Source organism: Arsukibacterium sp. (genome assembly GCF_033722355.1).
In the GTDB taxonomy this organism is placed as follows: domain Bacteria; phylum Pseudomonadota; class Gammaproteobacteria; order Enterobacterales; family Alteromonadaceae; genus Alishewanella.
The window spans coordinates 1-21,587 of sequence record NZ_JAWVZF010000032.1; the positions used below are offsets into that span (position 1 = coordinate 1).

Consider the following 21,587-nt stretch of genomic DNA (forward strand, 5'->3'; position numbering starts at 1 on the left):
AAGTGGCCAGTGCGCCTTTCTGCCGTCCTGATTTGGATATCATTAAAATGGGAATAGCCCATATTCAGGAAAAAGACTATCCGGCCCGCGGGCTTGGCTAATCAGGGACGGCCACTGCCCGGGGTGGCCGGACTCACGACTGGCTGGCATGAGGTTAATTAGCGGGCTTCGCTTGGCTTTTTGGCAAGTAACGCTTATGGTTACCGCACACCACCATTATTTTCGGAATTGCTATGCGTTTGTCACTGCTAAGTCTGATTTTACTAGCTTGTTGTTATCCATCATTTGCGATTGGCACAGAGCCAGAACTAACAAAAAATATTCAGAACGTCATGCCAAAGGTTATTGCCTGGCGACGCGATATTCATCAGCACCCTGAACTGTCAAACCGCGAGTTTCGCACGGCCGCCAAAGTGGCTGCACACCTGGAAAAACTGGGCCTGGAAGTCCGTACCGGTATTGCCCATACAGGGGTGGTCGGCATTTTGACCGGCGAGAGGCCGGGACCAGTGGTAGCGCTGCGGGCCGATATGGATGCACTGCCGGTGACCGAGCAAACCGGTTTGCCCTTCGCATCCAAAGTCACCAGTGAGTTTAACGGTCAGCAAACCGGAGTTATGCATGCCTGTGGGCATGACGCCCATGTCGCGATGTTAATGGGCGCCGCTGAAGTACTCAGCCAGCAACGGGCCGGGCTTGCCGGCACTGTGATGTTTATTTTCCAACCGGCCGAAGAAGGCCCGCCGGCCGGTGAAGAAGGCGGAGCCAAACTGATGCTGGCCGAAGGGGTATTTGCCAGCCCCACCCCAACCGCAATATTTGGCTTGCATGTCTGGCCGGGAAACCCGGGACAGTTACAGGTAAAAACCGAAGGTATTATGGCCGCGGCCGACAGTTTTCAGATCACGGTCAAAGGCAAACAGGTGCATGGCTCCAGCCCCTGGCGTGGTATCGATCCGATAAATGTAACTGGCCAGCTAATCAATGCCATTAACCTGATACCGTCGCGCCAGCTGGATGTTACCCAAGCACCGGCTGTCGTCTCCTTTGGTCAGGTGCATGGCGGGATCCGCTGGAATATTATTCCGGATGATGTCAGTTTAGAAGGCACCATTCGTACCTTTGACCACGCCATGCGCGAAGACTTAATTGCCAGAATGGCCCATACCAGTAACCATATTGCCAAAGCCAGCGGCGCCGAAGCTGATTTCCATGTTCATAACTTCGCTGCCGTCACCTGGAATGATCCGGTGTTAACCGCCTGGGCAATGCCAAGCCTGCAGTGGGCAGCCGGTGATTACGGCGTCGCCCCAATCAAACCGATCACCGCGGCTGAGGATTTCTCGTTTTATCAGCAGCAGATCCCTGGGGTATTTTTCTTTTTAGGCATCTCGCCCCCAAACACCCCAATAAGCGACGTGCCGCCCAATCATTCACCGATGTTTGACGTCAACGAAGATGCGCTGATCACCGGAGTCAGGGCATATACCAAGCTGGCGCTGGACTATCTGGCCTCGCCACCGGAGCAAAAATGAATAACCCTGCGTGCCGGTGCAGCTGGGTTGATTTAACTAAGCCCGATTACGTTGCTTATCATGATACCGAATGGGGCGTACCGGTGTATGACGATACCAAGCTGTTTGAATTATTAACCCTGGAAGCAGCACAAGCCGGGCTCAGCTGGTATACGGTGCTGAAAAAACGTGAGAATTACCGGGTGGCTTTCGCGGGTTTTGACCCGGTTAAAGTGGCGGCTTTTAATCAGGCCAAAGCTTTAGAATTGCTGCAAAACCCGGGGATTATCCGCAATCGCTTAAAGATATCGGCGGCGATTAATAATGCGGCCCGCTTTTTGGAGATACAAGCCGAATTTGGCAGCTTCAGTCATTACCAGTGGCGCTTTGTTAACGACACACCACAGCAGAACAGCATAGCATCGCCGGCAGACTTTCGCGCCACCAGCCCGGAGTCAGACGCCTTTAGCAAAGATTTAAAAAAACGCGGTTTTACATTTGTCGGTTCAACCATTATCTATGCCCATATGCAGGCCTGCGGCATGGTCAACGATCATCATAACGCCTGTTTTCGAAAAGCGCAGCTAACGTCAGGCTGACCGGTACGCTGACGCTGCAAATTTTACGTCAGCAGGCGGTAATATCTTCAGTGTCAGTCAGTGCTGGCCGGCTTGCTGTGCCGGCAAAACCCCTCTATACATTAATATAATTATGATATTTAAAGATTTTTTTAATCTCTTTAAGCCGGGCATAAAACCTGCAATAAGCTCAGGAATCTGTTTTAGGTTTTAGTCATAGTTACTGTCGTCAGGAGGTGCTGAATGAAAAACAACAATCAATTCTCAATGCAGGATCCCCGCAAGCAATACTCAACCGGCAACACGGCGCATGACCCGTCGCAGCCTGATCCGGGGCTTGATGCTAAACTCAGTCCGGCGGCGGATCATGGCGAAGACAGCTATCAGGGCAGCGGCCGGCTGCAGGGGCGTAAAGCACTGATCACCGGCGGCGACTCCGGTATTGGCCGGGCGGTGGCAATAGCTTTTGCCCGCGAAGGTGCTGATGTGGTTATTAACTATTTGCCAAGCGAACAGCAGGATGGCGAGACCACGCTAAAACATATGAAAAAAGCCGGGGTAAATGCTTATGCAGTGCCGGGTGATATTGCTGATGAAGCCTTTTGTCAGGAGCTGGTGGCCCAGACCATCAGCAAGCTTGGCAGCATCGATATCCTGGTAAATAACGCCGGTAAACAGCAGTTTGTGGCAGAACTGGCAGATTTAAGCACTGAGCAATTTCAGCGGACCTTCACCACCAATGTTTTTGCGATGTTCTGGCTGTGCAAAGCAGCAGAAAAACATATGCCGGCCGGCGCCAGTATTATCAATACCAGCTCTATCCAGTCGTATCAGCCCTCAGCGGGCTTACTGGACTACGCTGCCACCAAAGGCGCCATTACCAATTTCACCAAAGGCTTGGCTAAAATGCTGATAGCCAAAGGGATCAGGGTCAATGCTGTGGCACCGGGACCTATCTGGACGCCACTGCAGCAAAGCGGTGGCCAACCGCCTGAAAAACTGGATAACTTTGGCAAACATGTGCCAATGGGCCGGCCCGGTCAGCCGGCTGAGCTGGCACCGGCTTATGTTTTTCTGGCCTCACAGGAATCGAGCTATATGACTGCCGAAGTGATTGGTGTCACGGGCGGAGAACATCTGCCTTGAATATCACCATACAGAATACCGAAAAGGAACCGGCGACATCGCCTCTGGGCCAGCTTAACGCGTATTTTCATCAGCATTATGCTGCCCGCAAGCACTATTACCGGCAGAAAATTCAGCAGGGCGATGTCCTGCTGATTATCCGGCTGGACAGCCGGCTGGTCAGCTGCCTTGGTGATGACATTAAGCAGTATACGATCAATGACCAAAGGTACCATCAACTGAAAGCGCTGGCACACAGCACTCTGGCAGCTTACTACAGCCTGCTGCACAGCCCGTTAACCGCTGCGGTACCGCTGGTCCGTAACTGGCTGCCGCAGCTCAGGGCAACGCCAGCTCCGGAACAAGCCGATGCCATTGCCAGCGCTACCGGCCAGCTGCTTGATGACATCGAACAGACAGGAACGGTTAATCATCTGCATATTCAGCAATACGCTAAAAAACTGGAGCCGGTATTTGCCAGGTTGCTGAGGCAAAGTGCTGAAGATGAAGTCACGACGTTGTACCGTTACCTGGCCACCATTACAGAACAAAGTGGCAAGGCGGCGTCAGATACCTTTTTTATTGTATTTGGTGGTGCTCAGGCCAGATCACGGGAACTGGCTAAACTGGTTTTTACTAACTGGTGCAATGAGTCTGATGACATTCTCGCCACCAGCCAGCACCATGTCAGATATTCTGAGGCGGGCAGCACCGTTGACGATGCAGTGGAGCTGATTGCTACTGTGATGGCCGACCGGGAACTGGCGCAAACCTTTCTTGGCCGGGCAGAGGGACTGGAGCAGGATGTACTGGGAAAAGCCGCTGAAAAAGCGATTGCGCGGTTTCATGCTAATCCAGACGCGGCATACTGATAACCTCAGGTTATTTTACTTTAAATTTGGCCTTTTTAAGCGGAGCGGTTTTATTATTGCCCAGTACCAGTTCGGCCGGTATCGTAAACGAAAAGCTGCTGCCCCGGCCCGGCTCGCTGAAAATCATCAATTGGCTGTTGTGGCGCGACAAAACATGTTTAACGATAGCCAGGCCAAGGCCGGTGCCGCCGGTATTGCGGGCCCGAGCCTGATCGACCCGGTAAAACCGTTCTGTTAAGCGTTTAACATGATGCGGGGCAATGCCCTCTCCGGTGTCATTGACGGCGAACACGGCCCGCTGATGCTGGCGCTGCCAGCTGACGGTAATATCGCCGCCAGGTGGGGTATATTTAATTGCATTGGTTACCAGGTTCGAGAAGGCGCTACGCAGCTCTTCAGTAACGCCGGTAACTTTCAGATCCGCTTCAATATTAAAGCTGATTTTATGCTGCTTCTCATGGTTCAGTGCCTGCGCTTCCTGCTCTAACGTCGCCAGCATAGCCGGTACATCCACCTCATCATCAAACTGCACCCTGGCCGAGGCCTCAATCCGCGATAATGTCAGCAATTGCTGCACCAGACCATCCATCCGCCGGGTTTGCTCCAGCATAACAGTATGGGCTTTCTGCCAGATGGCAGCGTCTGGCAACCGTCCGGCATCGATGACCTCAAGGTATCCCTGCAAAACCGTTAACGGTGTGCGTAACTCATGCGACACATTGGCCACAAAGTCCTTGCGGATTTGCTCAAGCTGCTTTAGCTGGGTAATGTCCCGGATAATCAGCAGGTACTGTTCACTGCCGTACGGCATCATTTTACATTCCAGCACCAGACTTTTATTGCCGCTGGCACTGATCTCCAGTGGCTGCTGAAATTGCTTTTGTTTTAAAAAGCTCTGAAACTCCGGATTGCGCACCAGATTATCAATCCGCTGACCTTCATCACTGGGCCAGCGCAGCCCTACCAGCATCTGGGCCAACTTATTACACCAGACAATTGACCAATCGCTGGTCAGCACCACGACTGCTTCGGGCAAGGCTTCTGCACCATCGCGAAACCGCCGCACCAGATTACGCAGTTCTTTGCGTTTTCTGCGCTCCCGCCGCTGCTGATAATAAATTCCATCGAAGATTTGTTGCCAGAAGCCCTTGCCTTCGGGCGGCGTGAGCTTGCGGTCGTGCCACAGCCATTTAGTAATTAAAAACAAGTGGTTATAGTTTGACGCCAGTAAATAGAAGCTCAGCAGCAGCATAAACAGCATGCTCTGACCAAAAGGCCAGCCCAGTAGCCCCGCCAGGGCGAAAAAAAGGAAGACTTTACTGAAAATCTTCCCTTTGGAAAGCTGTGGCCGCATAAAACCTACTTAGCAGAAAAGCGATAGCCTGAGCCCCGCACCGTTTGTACCAGCTTATCATGCCCCGCCACAGAAATCGCTTTACGTAAGCGACGAATATGGACGTCGACTGTGCGGTCTTCGACATAAACATTAGTACCCCAGACATGATCAAGCAATTGCTCACGGCTGTAAACCCGCTCCTGATGTGTCATAAAAAAATGCAGTAAACGAAATTCTGTCGGGCCCATATCAAGCGGCTGCTGCTCAGCCATAACCCGATGTGCTACCGGGTCCAGTTTCAGCCCCTGCACTTCAATGACGTCATCCAGGCTGGTTGGTGCCACCCGGCGGATGACTGCTTTTATTCTCGCCATCAGCTCTTTTGGCGAAAACGGTTTAGTGACATAGTCATCGGCACCGACTTCCAGGCCGCGTACTTTGTCTTCTTCTTCACCACGGGCCGTGATCATAATGATCGGAATATTACGGGTCAGCTCGTGTTGTTTCATTTTTTTAGCAAACTGAATGCCGCTGCCGCCCGGGATCATCCAGTCCAGCAGCACTAAATCCGGGTAGGGTTCAATCAGCTGATTAACTGCGCTTGGAAAGTCTTCGGCAGTAACAGCCTGATAACCATTTTGCTCCAGCACAAAACACAACATATCGCGGATAGGTGCTTCATCTTCCACCACCAGAATTTTTCTTGCCATAGGGTTCACCACATTCTGTTAGCCGGCATGACTACCGGACGGTTCTAACTATCTCTGCCAGCAAGTATTACTGCATTTTATGACATTTTTATGAAAAGGTGAGGTTAATCTTGCCCTGGTACCACAGCGCCTGCTTAAACTACAAACCAATAACAATGTTCACAATATGAAAACGTCTGTCTTAGCGTCCAGCGATGACACTAATATGAATTTTTTTTGACGGTACTGATATCGGGCCGCAGTCTTACACCCCTTGCCACCACTGTAACTCAGTCGTCGTATTTATGTAATAAAAGCGTCATTCACCTGCTGTAGGGTGCCTGCAACTTGATTAGCAACACCGATAACAACTCAACGGAGAGATGGGAATGGCTTTACGCAAACTGTTAAAACTAAGCGCAATTGCATCAGCTTTAGCATTGGCTGGCTGCGGTGGCGACTTAGTCGTTAATACTGGTGGCACTGATAACGGCGGCGGCAATGGCGGCGGTGGCAATCCACCACCGGTAACGTCTGTTTGCCCGGCATTTGCCACCGCAGGCGAGAGCCTGGCCGGTGTTGATTTGCCGGTTTGTGAAATCAGCGGCACCATGACCAGTGACACCCGTCTGAGCAATAACATTGCCTGGGCGTTAAGCGGTAAAGTTACCGTAGGTAACGATAATACAAACAGTGCCACACTGACCATCGAACCGGGGACTTTTGTGTTTGGTAAAAGTGGCGCGGATTACCTGGTGATCGCCCGCGGTTCAAAAATCCAGGCCATTGGTACCGCAACCAATCCCATTGTCATGACATCGGTTAACGACATGCTGGGCTTATCAGACCAGGATTCTCATGCTGAATGGGGTGGTTTGGTTATTCTGGGTAACGCACCAAGCAACAAGTGTGATCAGGCAAATTTAGCCAGCTGCCAGATCCAGGCAGAAGGCGAAGCCGGACCATACGGTGGCGCTAACCCGGAAGATGACAGCGGCGCACTGCGCTATGTTCAGGTACGCTACGCTGGTTTTGAAGTTATTCCGGACAATGAACTTAACGGTATTACCTTTGCCGGTGTTGGCCGCGGTACTGACGTTGAATATATTCAGGTTCATAACAATCTGGACGACGGCATTGAATTCTTCGGCGGTACCGTGGACGCCAAATACGTGGTACTAACCGGTAATCGCGATGACTCACTGGACTGGGCTGACGGCTGGACCGGCCGGATGCAACATGTACTGATCATGCACAATCAGAACAACAGCAAGGCTAACCGGGGCATTGAGGCAGACAACCAGTCAGGTAACTTCACTGCTGAGCCGGTCAGTAAACCCCGTATCGCTAATATGACAATTATTGGTAACAGCTTTGACGGCGATGACGATTCTGAAGGTATTTTGCTGCGTGCCGGCACTGCCGGCGAACTCTATAACGTCATCGTTACCGGCCCCGCAGGCATGGGTGAATGCTTTGAAATTAACTCAGATGAGTCCGTTGCCAATGCACAGAACGGCGAAATCATTTTCCGCAACTCGCTGATTGACTGTACAGAGCCGTTCAAAAACACTGTGGACGCAACCGGTAATGTCACGCTTAATGCTGAAACCTGGTTCCGGGCCCAACCAGGTAATATCGTTGGCGATGCCTTATTAGGGGGATATATCCCGGCACCTAACTCACCAGCCCTGGGTAATGGTTATAACGTAGCGAACAATGTTGATCCCTGGTTTGACAACGTCACCTACATCGGTGCCTTTAACGGCACTACCGACTGGACCGAAGACTGGACCTTCGGCTTGCACGCCAGTGATGATCTGGCGTCATGCCCGGCTGGTACCACTGAAGTTAACAGCTTAACCGGTCGGATTAACTGTCAGTTATCTGGTGACATTATCGCTAACGTGACCTTAGCCGCTGGTGCCGATTATGTGCTGAGTGGCCGGGTACGCGTCGGTCAGGACAACCGCAATAACGCGACCCTTAGCATAGCACCGGGCGTGACGATTTATGGCAAGTCCGGCGCTGACTTTCTGGTGGTAACCCGCGGTTCGAAAATTAATGCCAACGGGACTGCTGCCAACCCTATTACGATGACCTCAGTGCAGGATGTTATTGGCTCACCAACGGCTGCCGGCCAGTGGGGGGGCTTAGTGTTACTGGGTAATGCACCAACGAACAAATGTGACCAGGCCAATCTGGCTGCCTGCGAAATTCAGGCAGAAGGTGATGCCGGTCCTTATGGCGGCGCTAACAACAATGACAACAGCGGTGTGCTGAACTACCTCGTTGTTAAACATGCTGGTTTCGAAGTTATCCCGGATAACGAACTTAACGGTATTACCTTTGCCGGCGTTGGCTCAGCTACCCAGTGTTCAAATATCCAGGTACATCAGAACGTTGATGATGGTATCGAAATGTTTGGTGGTAGCGTCAACTGTAAAAACGTCGTGCTGACTGCCAACGGAGATGACTCAGTCGACTGGGCTGACGGCTGGAGCGGTAAACTGCAGTTTGTGCTGGTTAAACATGCTGCCGATGGCGCCAAAGCAAACCGTGGTATCGAAGCAGATAACCAGTCCGGTAATTTTACAGCCACCCCGGTGTCAAACCCGACCATTGCCAATATGACCATTATTGGTAACAGCTTTGATGGTGATGACGATTCAGAAGGTATTCTGTTACGCGCCGGCACTAACGCCCAGTTAGCCAATTTCGTGGTAACCGGCCCGGCCGGGATGGGCGAATGTCTGGAATTTGACTCTAACGAAACCAAAGCCTTAGCTGCCGCGGGCTCATTGACCATGACTCACTCTGTCATTGCCTGCCCGGAACCCTTTAAAGGTGACCTTGGCAATGGCACCACCACTGCACAGTGGTTCCTGGCCCAGAGTGGCAATAGCGTTGCTCCTAGTCAGGCTGCGGTGCTCAACGGCATTTATACCATTGATGCCACCACGGCCAAAGATATGTCTGCGGTTAACAGCTTTTTCGACGCAGTTAACTTTATCGGTGCAGTTGAAGCGGGTAACGACTGGACTGCTGGCTGGACTGTTGGCTTAGAAGACTAACCAGGCCGGCACTGCCGGGGCAACCCGGCAGTGCCTTTTCTTATTCGGACATCAGACAGATCAAGACTCGAAACCGTTTTAAGCTGATAGGACAAGTTCAGATGAGCAGCATGCAAAAGTTTAATTTCAGTCGTTTAGGCCAGAGTGTGTTGCTGGCCCTTAGCACAGCAGGCGCCCTGGTATCACTGAGCGCTTTTGCTCAGGAAGCAGCGCCAGCGCCAGCGCCAACGCCAACCCAGAGTCAGGAAGACGTCGAGCGCATTTCAGTATCCGGTCGGCTGATGAGCTCTGCAGCCTCCGCAGCGGCAGAACGCCGTGAACAGCCTTATGTAGCAGAAGTGCTTGGCATGGAGCAAATTTCCCGGGCCGGTGACAGCAATGCGGCCGCCGCCCTGCGCCGGGTTACCGGCTTAACCCTGGTAAAAGATAAGTTTATTTATGTTCGTGGCTTAGGAGAGCGGTATTCCAGCACCTTATTAAATGGCGCCATGGTACCAAGCCCGGACCCGACCCGTAACGTTATTCCGCTGGATATGTTTCCGGCCGGCATTATTGAAAGTCTGGTGGTACAAAAAGCCTATTCCCCTGAGCTACCGGCCGCCTTTGGTGGCGGTAATGTCAATATTCGTACTACCGCTATTCCACTGCAAACCAGCTTTAATGTCGCGCTGGGTATCGGCTATAACAGCCTGAACAACCAAGATGGCTTTGACTATGCCGGTGGCAGCGATGACTGGCGTGGTGACGATGATGGTCAGCGTAGCATTTCCCCACGGCTTGCTCTGGCGCAGCAGCAATATGGCGTGCTGACACCGGTGAATATCGCGGAAGCGCTGGGTGGTATCAATGCAGTCAATCTGGCGCAGGCAGAGACCATTGTCCGTGAGCTGGGAACTGCTTTTAACCGTGATATTGATATTAACCGTACCACAGTAAAGCCTGATTTCGATGCCAGTGCCTCGTTTGGCACCCGCTTCGATCTGGCCAGGAATGTGGTTTTCGGGGTAATGACCGGTCTGAGTTACGATCGCTCAACTGAAAATATTGAACAGCGCGAGCGTTACTACTCAGTGTCCGGTGAGAATCTGGTACCGCTTAACCGGTACGATGATATTAAAGGTACTGAACATCAGGTTAAGTTGTCCGGAATGCTGAACTTTGGCCTGGAGCTGGGGGTGGATCACCGGCTGGAAACCTCAACGATTTATCTGAGTGACACCAAAGACGAGATTAAAATTAAAAACGGTGACAGTATCGAAACCATTAACGAGACTAACCGTTCAAATACTGATACCAGTATTCTGTATGAAGAGCGCACCATGCTCAGCAATCAGTTGCGTGGTAAGCACAACTTCCCCTACCTGATGGATTTAGCGCTCGACTGGCAATATACCGATGCCAGGGCACGGCGCAACGCCCCGGGTGAAGTGGAATATCGCTATCTGAATGAAACGCGCGACGATGGCACCGTGTTTTCTTTCCTGCGCCGTAATCAGAATGCGGTAAATTATAGTTTCAGTGATATGAAGGATAACACTGAAAACCTGAGCTGGGATCTGCAACTGCCCCTGACCCTGGGTAAAGCTGAGCTCGTCCTAACCGGTGGCTATAGTTACTTTGAACGCAACCGTAATGCCCAGACCGATCGTTTTAATTTTGATACTGTGGGCTATAGTCTGGCGCAACTGTCAGGCCGCTTTTCAGAGATATTCTCCGACAGCGCTATTTTAAACCCGGCTAATCGTTTCAAAGTCTCTAACGTCACTACTCAGGCTGATGACTATCTGGCCGCCCAGATGATTGATGCCGGTTTTGGCGCACTGGAACTGAATTACGACTATCTGCTGCGGTTAAATATTGGCGTTCGCTACGAGGACTTCAAACAAATTTCGTTGCCACTGGCCGCAGATGGCAGCGTCAGCGGCACTCTTACCGACTCGGTATTACAGGAAGATGGCTGGTACCCGGCACTATCTTTAACCTGGTTTGTAAATGACGACCTGCAGGCCCGTTTTGGTTACAGCAAAACTGTGGTGCGGCCAGATTTACGGGAAGTCACCCCGGTATTATATGTTGACCCGTTAACCGACTTTAAGGTAACCGGTTTCGCCGGACTGCAAAGTACAGACATCAGCAGTTTTGATGTCCGTCTGGAATGGTATTATGACAACAGCAATTACAGCATCGGGGCATTTTATAAGGATCTGGAAAATCCGATTGAAGCCATTGAATTATCTGGCTCAGATGGTAACCTGTTAATGTCGTTCCGCAATGCACAAAGCGGCACGGTCTATGGTGTTGAAGCAGAATTTTTGCAGCAGCTTGATATGTTCACCGGCAACTTTGGGCAGTTCGCCAATAACTTTTTTGTAGCAGGTAACCTGACAGTCAGCGAGTCAGAGATCAGCATCCAGCGTTTCCCGGGCGCCGATCTAACTAATCTGACCCGGGGGTTAAGCGGCCATTCTAAGTACGTTGCCAATTTGCAGCTGGGTTTTGACTCTGACAATAACAGCCATAATGCCACCCTGACCTATAACGTATTTGGTAAACGGATCGCCTTTGCCGGTGTCAACGACAAAGACGATGCCTTTGAACAGCCTTTCCATTCACTGGATTTCACCTACGGTTACACGCCGCTGGAGAATCTGACAATGAAAGTGGGCATAAAAAACCTGCTGGATGATGAAGTGGAAATTCTGCAACAGGGTGAAATCCTGCAGCAACGCACCGAGGGGCAGAGTTACAGTTTAAGCGTATCCTACCGCTACTGAACCACTCATTGCTGTAGCGGGCTTGGATTACCGTTCAAAAAAAACGCCGGTCTTAGACCGGCGATTTTTTCTGAGCAAGTGCTTAGAATTTATGTTTGATACCCACTGCCAGGTAATCACGATCCGGTGCTGTCACATCCAGATTAAAACTGCTGTACCAGGCAAACAAGGTAGTATTCTTACCCGCCTTATAATCAACCCCAACACTGACTGCATCATCATCTTCCAGCGTCTGGTACTGCGCCTTTAACTCTGTTTTACCCAATGGGTAAGCGGCATTCAGCAGCCAGCCGTCCTGTTCAACACCACTGACAATATTTTCCTGGGTATGGTACATCGCGCCAAGTTTAAACCCGGCCAGTTTACCCTGGGCCTGAGCCCGCATGGCATCATAGCCGGCAACCTCTGAATCCATGGCAACAGCGGCGTAAAAATGACTGTCTTTCAGATTTTCATCACCATAATATACCGAAGCTGACAACGCGTCTTCGGCATCGGCGGCATCTTCCATCACATACGTTATTTGCGCCCCGAAACCATTAAAGGTTGGCGTGTAATAGGTCACCGAATCACTGGCCCGTACTTCACCACGCCACAGCGCCTTTACATCGGCCTCGTAATCATTGAACAAATCAATTTTACCCTGCGCATCTTTTAATGCGGTGTCATGACGGCCGAGCCGCACTTCACCAAAGTTGCCTCTTAACCCGACATACTGGTTACGCGACGTAATATTCTCGCTGCCACCAACATCAGCCAGGTCGACAGCCCATTCCAGCTGATAAACCAGGGTCAGACCATGCTCCAGTACAAAGTCACCTTTTAAACCAAAGCGCGAGGCATTGCTTTTTAATTCAGAAAAACGACCATCGCCCTCATCACTGGACTGAGCCGACACATTTAACTGACCATAAACCGTCACCGGATCGGCTTGTACTGTCGTTACACCTGCTAAAACCAGTGCTACTGCTATTGCTGTTTTCTTCATATTCTGTACCTGTGTTAATATCGTAGTTAATGCCGCTGGAACAATAATTACTGCTGTTATTGACGGTGGCTATCATATGGCCGCTTTATGACAAAAAGATTACAAGGTGGCACTTTTATGACTTCTAAATGATACTATTATGACGAGGATCATTAGCTTCGGCCTTGATTAAGCGAAAGTATTTATCAAATCTACCCAATAGCCAACACTAATGATTAAAAAAATAAAAAAGGAGCGTCAGCTCCTTTTTTATTAAACCTCATCAGGCTTAGCCATAACGGCCGGTAATATAATCTTCGGTCCGCTTATTGCGGGGGTTGGTAAACACTTCGTTGGTCGCACCGATTTCAATTAAGTCACCCAGATGGAAAAAAGCGGTGCGGTCTGATACCCGTGCAGCCTGTTGCATATTATGGGTCACGATTACGATAGTGAAATTTTGTTTCAACTCGTCAATTAATTCTTCAATAATTGACGTGGCAATCGGGTCCAGCGCGGAGCAGGGTTCGTCCATTAAAATCACATCCGGGCTGACCGCGATGCTGCGGGCAATACACAGCCGCTGTTGCTGACCACCCGATAAACCCGTGCCCGGCTGATCCAGCCGATCTTTGACTTCGTTCCAAAGCCCGGCCCGACGTAAGCTGCTTTCAACCACATCATCCAGTTCAGATTTACGGCTGGCCAGGCCGTGCAAACGCGGGCCATAGGCAATATTCTCGTAAATAGACTTTGGAAAAGGGTTCGGTTTCTGAAATACCATCCCCACTTGCGCCCGCAGCTGAACCACATCAAGCGAAGGATCATAGATATCTCGGCCATCCATTTTAATACTGCCGGTTACCCGGCAAATATCAATGGTGTCATTCATCCGGTTCAGGCAGCGTAAAAACGTCGATTTACCACAGCCAGAGGGACCGATAAAAGCGATAACCTCGTTTTCAATAACATCAAGGTTTACACCATGAATAGCCTCGTTGTCACCGTAAAACACCTTGACATCCCGCGCTGTCATTTTTACCTTGCTGCCGCTATTGGTCTCTGTTGCTGTCATCGCTAAATCCGCCATTGTTACATCGTATTCGGTTAGGGTTACATCTTGTTCAGTTAAGATGCCGGTAGTAGCTTGGGTACTTGTGCTAAGCAGTTACCAGCGTTTCTCGTATTTTTTGCGCAGCCATATCGCCAGAGCATTTAATGACAACATTAACGCCAGCAGCACAATAATAGCAGCAGAGGTTCGCGCTTCAAAAAAGTTACGCAGCTCATTACCCTGCCACAAATAAATTTGTACCGGTAACGCCGTTGATTGCTCAAAAGGCCCGGTTGGTATCTGGGCTACGAAGGACTTCATACCAATTAATAACAAAGGTGCTGTCTCACCGAGGGCCTGTGCCACCCCGATGATGGCCCCGGTTAAAATCCCGGGCACCGCCAGCGGCAACACATGGTGGAATATCGCTTGCATTTTCGACGCCCCAAGACCCAGCGCAGCCTGTCGGATAGATGGCGGTATGGCTTTCAGGGTTGAGCGGGTAGCAATAATCACTGTAGGTAAGGTCATTAAACTCAGCACCAGACCACCAACAACCGGTGCTGACATCGGTAGATTAAACCAGCCGATAAATACCGACGCGCCAAGCAAGCCGAAAACAATTGACGGCACCGCAGCCAGATTATTAATGTTCACTTCCACTAAATCGGTTAGCTTATTTTTCGGAGCGAATTCTTCCAGATAAATGGCAGCAGCCACCCCCATTGGCACGGCAAGAAATATCACCACCAGCATCATATACAGCGACCCCATAAAAGCACCAGCCAAGCCGGCTGAGGCCAATGAGCTGCGCGAATCCGGGTTCATAAATAACGCAAAGCTGAAGCGATTCTCAATGATGCCCTGCTCTGCCAACATGGTTACCCATTCCCGTACTTTTGGACTGAGCTGTTGCTGTGAGTCAGGCAGGTCGCGGTCAATATTACCTTTTAACCAGACATCGATGTTGGCATCGGTCAGCAGATGAACTGTTCTGGTCTGGCCGATAATATCCGGATTCTCGATCACCATATCGCGCAATGCATAACGCTCACCAGAGGTAACAATCCGGGCCGCATCACGCCGGTGCTGGCGCTCTGATGCTTCCGGTATCACCTTAGACAAGCCTTCCAGAATTATCCGGTTGAAATTGACCATACCCACTTCAGTCTGCCACTCAAGGTAGCGCTGCCGGAAGGCATTTTCCGTTTCACCTGGCTGCTGAACCGGCTTATCGCTGATCTGAATAATTTCCGGATCAAAGTAAATATCCAGCGTAATGGCAGATTGCCAGAATGCCGGAATACCTCTGGCAAAAATATTAATGAATAAAATGGCTACCAGGGCCAGGCTGATGACAACGGCAATCAGACCAACGCTTTTAAACATTTTTTCCTGACGATGGCGCCGGGTTAATGACGCAGCGACTTTCTGCTGGGTTTTGCTCAACGGCGCTGCCTGCTCTGCTGCATCAGCTGGGTTCATATTATGCTCAGTCATAAGTTACTCGTATTGTTCCCGGTATTTACGCACGATAACCAGCGCCACCACGTTCAGCAGCAAGGTAATAACAAATAACGTCAGCCCCAGCGCAAACGCTACCAGAGACTGCGGACTGGCGAAGTCATTATCACCAGTCAACTGATTAACAATGGTCACCGTCACCGTTGATACCGCCTCAAACGGATTAGCGGTAAGAGCCGGACTGTTACCTGCCGCCAGCACCACAATCATCGTCTCACCAATCGCCCGGCTTGCTGCCAGCAGTACTGCACCAACAATACCGGGCAAAGCGGCGGGCAACACGACCTTGCGAACAGTTTCTGATTTAGTGGCACCGAGCCCCAGTGACGCATCGCGCAGTGCTTTGGGGACTTGGGTAATGATGTCATCAGACAGCGATGAGATAAACGGAATAATCATAATGCCCATTACCACACCGGCTGTCAGCGCTGAGGTTGCGCGGATAGTCAGACCGATACTGGCCCCAAAATCCGCTAAAAAAGGCCCCACCGTCACCAGGGCAAAAAAACCATAAACAATAGTAGGAATGCCCGCCAGAACTTCAATAACAGGCTTGGCTGTGGCCCGGAATTTAGCCGGCGCATACTCTGCCAGATAAATCGCCACCATTAATCCCAGAGGAATGGCCACCAACAGCGCAATAACAGCGACCAGCATAGTGCCGGATAACAAAGGCAATAAGCCAAAACTACCCTGACTACCAGTAAGTGAACCTTCACTTACGCCCGTGGTAGAAAAGCGGGGATTCCAGGTGGTACCAAAGAAAAAATCTGCTGGCGGAATAAACGTGAAAAACTTAATGGTTTCTCCCACCATCGACAACACAATGCCAATGGTCGTTAAAATAGCAACAGTGGAGCAGATAATCAGCACGGCTTTAATCGTCCGCTCTATCTGATGGCGGGCTCTGAGCTGCGGCTGGATCCGTTTGTAACTGAAAAATAAGCCTGCCGCCGCTATTGCGGCCATCAGTCCGGTTAACAATAATGCACTACTGCTTTTCAGCTGCTGCATATAGGCAGCAGCTGCCAGTTCCCATTGCTCAGCTTGCGCTACCACACCAAAATTAGTCGCAAGATTGCTGATCCGGCGCATAACCACATCGGCATTCATCCCCTCAGCTGCCAGCACTTCTGGCGGTAACTGGGCAGCGACCATGTTATTGATCACACCGGGTGCCACTAATGCCCAAATCAGCAGAATAAAAAATGCAGGAATAACGGCCCATAACCCGACCATCATGCCGTAATGATGCGGCCTGGAGTGCATTTTTTGCTGCGGGTTAACTGCCGCCACCTTGCGACTACGTACCATGCCAAGTTGATAGCCCACTGCCATCAACGCCAGCAACAGTACAATTAACGAAAAATTACTCATGCTTGCTCCATTCACCAATCCGGGTTATCCCACTGGGAAACGACTTCATTATTTAAGCCGCGCCAGCTTAGCGCGTCAATATTGCAGTTTTATTACAGTCGCTGTCATATATTTGAAATAGAAAAAGAGGACCTGCAGGCCCTCTTCTTCATATTTACTGAGCTGACGGCGTTATAGCGTTTTTGGTGCGCGGATCCTCGCCAGCATTTCGGCACGCTCATCATCATCCAGCGGAATTAAACCGGCTGCTTCAAGGGGGCTGCCAAATCCTGACACCGCATCAGAGACAAAGTACTCAGCAAATTCTTTTAAACCCGGGATAACACCAATATGTTCCCCTTTAACATAAAAGAACAATGGCCGTGATACCGGGTAAGTCCCCTCAATAATATTATCAACAGTCGGCTCAATGCCATTTACTGTTGCAACTTTAATCCGGTCACGGTTCGCTTCATAGAAACTTAAACCAAACACACCCAGGGCATTTTTCTGTGCCTGTAGTCTTGCCAGGGTTTCAGTATAGTCACCGGCAATCTCAATAACACGGCCATCAGTGCGCATTGCTAAACAAAAATTATTTTGTTCATCTTTGGGCAGGGCTTGCACTTCAGCAAAGGTTTTGCAGCCATCAAGAATAACTTTTTCTTCGTAGACTTCACGGGTACCGTGGTTAGAACCAGGTATCGCCAGTAGAATGTCCTGATCAGGTAGTGACTTATCAATTTGCTGCCAGTTAGTGAAGGGATTGGCAACCATTTTACCATTTTGAGGTACCTGAGCCGCCTGAGCCAGGAACACATGCTCCGGCTTCAATTTAAAAATGCCGGCATCAATCCGCGATGCAAACACAATACCGTCATAGCCAACTTTAACTTCAATAATTTTGTTAACACCATTCTCTTTACAGGCAGTCACTTCAGCCGGTCTGATTTGCCGTGACGCGTTAGCGATATCAATAGTGTTAGTACCGACACCCTGACAGAATTGACGCAAGCCACCTGAAGATCCGCCTGAGCCGACGACCGGTGTGCGGAACTGGGCAAAATTATTGCCAAACTCTTCTGCCGCAATAGAAGCAAAAGGCAGCACAGTAGACGAACCTGCCACCTGCACTGTATCACGGTTGGCGTGAGCCTGCCCTGCAAACGCCAGGCTGACGGCTGAAGCGACAATCAGTTTAGTAAGCTTGTTCATTTTCATTTGATAAATCCTCGGCTAAAAATAGGCTTTTAATGATAGACAGTATGCAATACTTTTATTTCAGTAATATGACAATCTGATTTAAAAAAACGGTATCGGCAAAGATATCTGCCCGCTTGTTAAACTTTAAAGGCCTGACAGCCCTCAGCCAGTTCTCTGGCTAATGTGTTGAGCTGTTCACTGGCATCAGAAGATCGCGCTGCTTCATGATTCAGCTGGCGAATATCGTCATTAAGTAAGGTAATACTGTCGGCAATAGCGGTAGCGACCTGTTGCTGTTCGGCGGTTGCTACTGAAATTTCGGCATTAAGCCGGACAATTTGCTGTACCGCAGCGGCTATCTGCTGGAACATCTGATCAGTCTGACGAGACAGTCCGACACTGTCGCTGGCCTGGGCAGCTGCCTCAGCCATTGCACTCACCGCTGAATCTGCCTGTTGCTGTAACTTACTTATCATTGTCCGGATAGACTCGGTCGCCTGTTGGGTGTTGGCAGACAACATCCGAACTTCATCTGCCACGACTGAAAACCCGCGGCCGGCCTCGCCGGCCCGCGCGGCCTCAATCGCTGCATTCAGGGCAAGCAAATTGGTTTGCTCTGAAATTTTCCGGATTACCTCAAGCACACCGGATATCTGGCTACTGTCCTTCTGCAGCTGGCTGATAACGTTACTGGCCTGCAACATTTTCTGCTCTAACAGCTCAATCGTTGCCATACTGCTTGCCGCTACCAGACTACCATCATGGCTGAATTGCGCCGCCTGCTCGGCCCGGTTTGCTGCACTTTTGCCATTTTCAGCCACCTGGCGGATAGCCATGCTCATTTGCTCCACCGCGGCGGCTACCTGGCTAACCTGCCCGGTTTGCCGGGCAGATCCGCTGCTGACTTCGACGCTTACCGCCGCCACCTCTTCTGACTGCTCGTTAAGCGCCTCAGCACTGCTGCCAAGGTTATGGATCAGCCCGGCAAACGTCTGTAACATGGTATTAAGTGCGCCGGCAGCCTTAGCAATTTCATCCTGACCTTTATCGTTAGCCCGCAGTTGCAAATTCGATTGCTGCGCAACCTGCAATAACAGACGCTGCAACGCATTAAGTGGCCCGCAGACAGAACGCTGGATCGCAAACACCAGCGCGGCGATGGCCAGTAGCAGCATGACGCCACCAAATAAATAAAACCTGAGCAAGCTGTCAGTGAACTGCACGGACTGATCCCTTACTATGGCGCCGGCTAAAATTTGCTGCTGGATAAAAGCATCAGCTAACTGCGCAAAGCCGGTAATTCTGCGCTCTGTTTCAGCCGTTATCGTCGACTCATTTAAAATGCGCACCAGCAGTGCATCCGTACCGGCAAACGCCAACCACTCTTCATACTGTTTGATCGCGCCGGCGAATGCGTCATCCAGTGCCTGATAGGTCGCTTCATCATCAAGCCTGGGCCGTTTTGCTGTAAAATTCTGCCAATGCAGTTTTGCCTGCTCCAGCTGTGACAGCACGGTCGTTCTTGTATTTTCAGCCGATGCCCAACCGGTACGATATTTACGGATCTCTATTAAGCCCTGCTGCTGGATAATTTTCTGAGCACTCATGACATCTGACAATATGACCAGATGCTGATCATACAGTTGGTGAAACAGTCTGTCTTTGGTCTGAGCAGCCCAGAAACTGGCAACCAGCACCAGCGCCAGTACCAGCAGAGGCAGCAGACCGAGTAATAAAATGCGTTGGGATATTTTCAGCTTGGCTAACATAACGGCTTCTCAGACAACGGTTATCGTCTGAGATTACGCCTGTAAAATGACATTTTTATGACGGATCTTAGCTTAATCGGGACAAAATCTGCTTTAAGCCTGCAAAAAAAAACCACCCGGCGGGTGGATTTTTACTGAGAGTCTGAGCTGCTATTTTTCGTCTTTCGTTACCGCCACGCGTTTGGTGGGCGGGTTTAACCAGACCACATGACCAGTATGGGCGGAAGTACGGGTTAAACTATTAGTTTCAGTTAAACGGTCATTGTCTACCACATAGGTATATTGCTGTTTGCTCAGGCTGGAGCATCCGCTCAAACCCAGCATAGTGACTGCTGCCAAAACGGCTATCAGTTGTTTGTTATTTATTTTCATTGCTGACCTCCTGCTACGTCTTACCCAGACTATAGTCAGCACAGCAGCGGCTGTCTAGCATATTTTTATTACAGTTTAGTGAAGGTTGAGGAAATTTTCTAAATCTAATTAAGCTTTTGTTTTTAATATGATTTTCAAACTTAAAACACTATGTCAGCCGTCATAAAAAAGTCATGTTGTTTAAAATAATGTAAATTGATTTTTGGCCATTCAGTGATCAGCGAGGAAGGCGCGGTTGCAACTCAACCCGTGAAGAATGACCACTGCTTACTCTGGCCATAAAAATAGCTTGTCTGGCAAGATTAGTACTGTGCTCGGCAATTCGCTCCAGTGCTCTGGCCACCCAGTTGACACTGAGAGTGGCATCTAACTGAGCCGCCTGTTGCTGTTCAGCCAGATTGCCACGCAGAATGGCGCCGTAACATTGATGCACAGCAGGTGCTATACTGAGCGCCTGCTCCGCCATGACAATATCGCGCTGATGCAATGCCGCCAGTGCCAAGCCCATTATAGTGCCAACCGGCTTTGCGAGCGTGCTAATCGCTGCCAACTGCTTTGCCGAAGGCGGCGTTGCGGTATACAACAGTACCTGCTGGGCAATCTGGACGTTTTGATGACAAATCTGCTCGATATCACTGATCGCCTTTAACAGCGCCAGCACCAGTCTCAGATCGCGGTTACTGGCTGTGTGACTTAACATATCCAGACAATGATCATCCATTGCCAGCTCGAAGTCCTGAGCGCGTTGCAGCTGACTCAGCACCTGCTGCGCCAGACGCACATCATTGTGCTGATAAGCATTTAATGCCTGCTCATATTGCTGCAGTGCCAACTCACTGACGGCGTGCAACCGCTGCCGGGCCTGCGCCATGTCAGCACTGAAATCGGCTCTACCGTTGTCAGGCTCTGCCTGGTCACGCTGTGATTCAGACTGATTTCTGTTGGTCACTCTTGTCTCCTGTGTCCGACGTAACGGCATCTTAACGCTGCCGCGTGTAGTGGTAAAGCACAGCTTATCAGCTCAGAGTGCAGCACAGCTAAAATCTGAGCGACCGCTTGACATATGATATTATGCATATATGATTTATCGCATATAAAGCAACTGGTGCGACAGCCCTATGTTAAATCCCCTGCTATTTTATAAAGCGCTGGCCGATGATACCCGGTTAAAAAGCCTGTTGTTAATTACTGAGCAACAAGAGCTGTGTGTTTGTGAGTTGATGACTGCACTGGAGCAGAGCCAGCCAAAAATCTCCCGCCATCTGGCCCAGCTGCGAAAAGCGAATATCCTGCAGGACAGGCGCAGTGGTCAGTGGGTATTTTATTCACTGCATCCTGAACTGCCAGCCTGGGCGCATCAGGTATTGCAGCACACACTGC

The 21,587-nt window shown here is 50.3% G+C and carries 17 protein-coding genes; 7 read left to right on the forward strand and 10 right to left on the reverse strand.

Going from position 1 to position 21,587, the window contains the following annotated elements:
- Window positions 1-233: 233 nt before the first annotated feature.
- The 4 genes from R3177_RS05255 to R3177_RS05270 all read left to right on the forward strand — a co-directional run bounded on the left by R3177_RS05255 (window position 234) and on the right by R3177_RS05270 (window position 4,089).
- Window positions 234-1,535: an amidohydrolase gene (locus R3177_RS05255; protein ID WP_318969989.1), complete on the forward strand. Its 1,302-nt coding sequence runs from the start codon at window positions 234-236 to the stop codon at window positions 1,533-1,535.
- A complete protein-coding gene (locus R3177_RS05260; RefSeq protein WP_318969990.1) occupies window positions 1,532-2,113 on the forward strand; it encodes a DNA-3-methyladenine glycosylase I in 582 nt (193 codons plus the stop codon). Before R3177_RS05255 ends, R3177_RS05260 begins: the two co-directional genes overlap by 4 nt.
- Before the next feature lie 222 nt (window positions 2,114-2,335).
- Window positions 2,336-3,238 (forward strand): SDR family oxidoreductase, encoded by a 903-nt coding sequence (locus R3177_RS05265; RefSeq protein WP_318969991.1) that lies wholly within the window; start codon window positions 2,336-2,338, stop codon window positions 3,236-3,238.
- Window positions 3,235-4,089, forward strand: a complete 855-nt coding sequence (locus R3177_RS05270) for a hypothetical protein (RefSeq protein WP_318969992.1) — start codon at window positions 3,235-3,237, stop codon at window positions 4,087-4,089. The genes R3177_RS05265 and R3177_RS05270 overlap by 4 nt, the downstream gene beginning before the upstream one ends.
- Window positions 4,090-4,099: 10 nt before the next feature.
- On the opposite strand, the gene phoR is transcribed toward R3177_RS05270, so the two are convergent.
- Both phoR and phoB read right to left on the reverse strand, forming a co-directional pair.
- Window positions 4,100-5,443 (reverse strand): phosphate regulon sensor histidine kinase PhoR, encoded by a 1,344-nt coding sequence (phoR, locus tag R3177_RS05275; RefSeq protein WP_318969993.1) that lies wholly within the window; start codon window positions 5,441-5,443, stop codon window positions 4,100-4,102.
- Between the two features lie 5 nt (window positions 5,444-5,448).
- Window positions 5,449-6,135, reverse strand: coding sequence for a phosphate regulon transcriptional regulator PhoB (phoB, locus tag R3177_RS05280; protein WP_318969994.1), 687 nt, complete (start codon window positions 6,133-6,135; stop codon window positions 5,449-5,451).
- Between the two features lie 368 nt (window positions 6,136-6,503).
- Between phoB and R3177_RS05285 the strand changes: the two genes are divergently transcribed.
- Both R3177_RS05285 and R3177_RS05290 read left to right on the forward strand, forming a co-directional pair.
- Window positions 6,504-9,188 (forward strand): hypothetical protein, encoded by a 2,685-nt coding sequence (locus R3177_RS05285; protein ID WP_318969995.1) that lies wholly within the window; start codon window positions 6,504-6,506, stop codon window positions 9,186-9,188.
- A gap of 110 nt (window positions 9,189-9,298) precedes the next feature.
- Window positions 9,299-11,962 carry a TonB-dependent receptor domain-containing protein gene (locus R3177_RS05290; protein ID WP_318969996.1) on the forward strand — a complete coding sequence of 888 codons (2,664 nt, stop codon included), beginning with the start codon at window positions 9,299-9,301 and terminating at the stop codon, window positions 11,960-11,962.
- A gap of 82 nt (window positions 11,963-12,044) precedes the next feature.
- On the opposite strand, the gene R3177_RS05295 is transcribed toward R3177_RS05290, so the two are convergent.
- The 8 genes from R3177_RS05295 to R3177_RS05330 form a co-directional block, all read right to left on the reverse strand.
- Window positions 12,045-12,950 (reverse strand): porin, encoded by a 906-nt coding sequence (locus tag R3177_RS05295; RefSeq protein ID WP_318969997.1) that lies wholly within the window; start codon window positions 12,948-12,950, stop codon window positions 12,045-12,047.
- Between the two features lie 268 nt (window positions 12,951-13,218).
- Complete coding sequence (gene pstB, locus R3177_RS05300; RefSeq protein WP_318969998.1) at window positions 13,219-14,004, reverse strand: phosphate ABC transporter ATP-binding protein PstB; 786 nt, start codon at window positions 14,002-14,004, stop codon at window positions 13,219-13,221.
- 93 nt (window positions 14,005-14,097) lie between these two features.
- The gene (gene pstA, locus R3177_RS05305; RefSeq protein ID WP_318969999.1) at window positions 14,098-15,468 is read right to left on the reverse strand and encodes a phosphate ABC transporter permease PstA; all 1,371 of its coding nucleotides are present in this window, start codon (window positions 15,466-15,468) and stop codon (window positions 14,098-14,100) included.
- 18 nt (window positions 15,469-15,486) lie between these two features.
- The gene (gene pstC, locus R3177_RS05310) at window positions 15,487-16,884 is read right to left on the reverse strand and encodes a phosphate ABC transporter permease subunit PstC (RefSeq protein WP_318970000.1); all 1,398 of its coding nucleotides are present in this window, start codon (window positions 16,882-16,884) and stop codon (window positions 15,487-15,489) included.
- Window positions 16,885-17,055: 171 nt separating this feature from the next.
- The gene (locus R3177_RS05315) at window positions 17,056-18,084 is read right to left on the reverse strand and encodes a substrate-binding domain-containing protein (RefSeq protein ID WP_318970001.1); all 1,029 of its coding nucleotides are present in this window, start codon (window positions 18,082-18,084) and stop codon (window positions 17,056-17,058) included.
- 119 nt (window positions 18,085-18,203) lie between these two features.
- Complete coding sequence (locus R3177_RS05320; RefSeq protein WP_318970002.1) at window positions 18,204-19,835, reverse strand: methyl-accepting chemotaxis protein; 1,632 nt, start codon at window positions 19,833-19,835, stop codon at window positions 18,204-18,206.
- 150 nt (window positions 19,836-19,985) lie between these two features.
- Complete coding sequence (locus tag R3177_RS05325; protein WP_318970003.1) at window positions 19,986-20,207, reverse strand: hypothetical protein; 222 nt, start codon at window positions 20,205-20,207, stop codon at window positions 19,986-19,988.
- A gap of 217 nt (window positions 20,208-20,424) precedes the next feature.
- Window positions 20,425-21,156 carry a phosphate signaling complex PhoU family protein gene (locus R3177_RS05330; protein ID WP_318970004.1) on the reverse strand — a complete coding sequence of 244 codons (732 nt, stop codon included), beginning with the start codon at window positions 21,154-21,156 and terminating at the stop codon, window positions 20,425-20,427.
- 169 nt (window positions 21,157-21,325) lie between these two features.
- Here R3177_RS05330 and R3177_RS05335 point away from each other — a divergent pair.
- On the forward strand, window positions 21,326-21,587 hold a 262-nt coding region (locus tag R3177_RS05335), incomplete at its 3' end, for a metalloregulator ArsR/SmtB family transcription factor (protein ID WP_318970005.1).

Bases quoted from the DNA above. Each gene is read 5' to 3' on its own strand.
- pstB (WP_318969998.1), bottom strand. From the start codon at position 14,004: ATGACAGCAACAGAGACCAATAGCGGCAGCAAGGTAAAAATGACAGCG.
- R3177_RS05260 (WP_318969990.1), top strand. From the start codon at position 1,532: ATGAATAACCCTGCGTGCCGGTGCAGCTGGGTTGATTTAACTAAGCCC.
- pstA (WP_318969999.1), bottom strand. From the start codon at position 15,468: ATGAACCCAGCTGATGCAGCAGAGCAGGCAGCGCCGTTGAGCAAAACC.
- R3177_RS05295 (WP_318969997.1), bottom strand. From the start codon at position 12,950: ATGAAGAAAACAGCAATAGCAGTAGCACTGGTTTTAGCAGGTGTAACG.
- phoB (WP_318969994.1), bottom strand. From the start codon at position 6,135: ATGGCAAGAAAAATTCTGGTGGTGGAAGATGAAGCACCTATCCGCGAT.
- R3177_RS05325 (WP_318970003.1), bottom strand. From the start codon at position 20,207: ATGAAAATAAATAACAAACAACTGATAGCCGTTTTGGCAGCAGTCACT.
- R3177_RS05255 (WP_318969989.1), top strand. From the start codon at position 234: ATGCGTTTGTCACTGCTAAGTCTGATTTTACTAGCTTGTTGTTATCCA.
- R3177_RS05290 (WP_318969996.1), top strand. From the start codon at position 9,299: ATGCAAAAGTTTAATTTCAGTCGTTTAGGCCAGAGTGTGTTGCTGGCC.
- pstC (WP_318970000.1), bottom strand. From the start codon at position 16,884: ATGAGTAATTTTTCGTTAATTGTACTGTTGCTGGCGTTGATGGCAGTG.
- R3177_RS05315 (WP_318970001.1), bottom strand. From the start codon at position 18,084: ATGAAAATGAACAAGCTTACTAAACTGATTGTCGCTTCAGCCGTCAGC.
- R3177_RS05285 (WP_318969995.1), top strand. From the start codon at position 6,504: ATGGCTTTACGCAAACTGTTAAAACTAAGCGCAATTGCATCAGCTTTA.
- phoR (WP_318969993.1), bottom strand. From the start codon at position 5,443: ATGCGGCCACAGCTTTCCAAAGGGAAGATTTTCAGTAAAGTCTTCCTT.
- R3177_RS05320 (WP_318970002.1), bottom strand. From the start codon at position 19,835: ATGTTAGCCAAGCTGAAAATATCCCAACGCATTTTATTACTCGGTCTG.
- R3177_RS05265 (WP_318969991.1), top strand. From the start codon at position 2,336: ATGAAAAACAACAATCAATTCTCAATGCAGGATCCCCGCAAGCAATAC.